We start from the raw sequence: 909 nt of genomic DNA, 5'->3' as shown, positions 1-909 counted from the left end.
AGAAAAGCTGGTTCGCCGTCACCCTCATGTATTTGAAGCCGAAACGCTCAAGGACGATGCGGCAGTAAAAATACGCTGGGATGAGATTAAATTAGAAGAGCAGCAGGCACGCGAGGCACGTGGTAAATCAAAACGTCGCTTAGACCAAGTGAAAGCGGGTAGTGCCTTAATGCAGGCACAAGATGTGCAAAAACAAGCGTCAAAGCTGGGTTTTGATTGGGACGGTATTGCTGGTGCAGTCGAAAAGCTGGATGAAGAGATTGCCGAGCTAAAGCATGAGCTAACAGATAAATCTATAGTCGAGATCAAAGCCAATATCAGAGATGTCGAAAAGGAATTAGGCGATTGCATGTTTGCGCTCGTCAATGTCGCACGTAAACTGAACCTTGATGCAGAAGCCGCTACCTTAACCTGCGTACATAAATTTAAATCACGTTTTGGTTATATTGAGGAGCAATTAGCATTAAGTGGTAAGCGTTTGGAGGACAGCGATATAACCGAAATGGATGCATTGTGGGAAGCGGCGAAACAACATGAACGCTCATCATAAAATCTCGTCTCGCAGCTATATTTCGCCTAGCAGCTATATAGCAATGTCTATTTTCGGTCTTTTATGTGCTCTGCTGATGCTTAATAATGCCCACGCTGCTCCCTGTTTTGACAATCCTCAGCGTGCTTACGCCTATCTGTTGGCACAAGAAAATGCCAAAATACAGGCACGAGATGAAGCCACCGTAAATATCAATCGTGCCAGTGAAGGTGAGCTGGTATCGCTAAACGGTATTGGCAGCAGTAAAGCCCAGGCGATTATTTTATATCGTGAAATGTTCGGTGAGTTTAAAACAGTAGATGAGTTAGCAAAGGTAAAAGGTATTGGTGCAAAAACGCTTGAGAAAAACCGAAGACGCT

The 909-nt window shown here is 44.4% G+C and carries 2 protein-coding genes; both read left to right on the top strand.

All coding sequences use genetic code 11. The features are described from left to right. On the top strand, nt 1–550 hold a 550-nt coding region (locus ACS8FC_RS15640), incomplete at its 5' end, for a MazG nucleotide pyrophosphohydrolase domain-containing protein (protein ID WP_439297447.1). A 76-nt stretch (nt 551–626) separates the two neighbouring features. After that, nucleotides 627–909 (top strand): ComEA family DNA-binding protein (locus tag ACS8FC_RS15635; RefSeq protein WP_439297446.1); only part of this gene is annotated, 283 nt, incomplete at its 3' end.

This window comes from Psychrobacter sp. 1Y4, from assembly GCF_051847555.1.
Note: the sequence above shows the minus strand (reverse complement) of the source record. Positions and strands in the feature narration are given on the sequence as shown.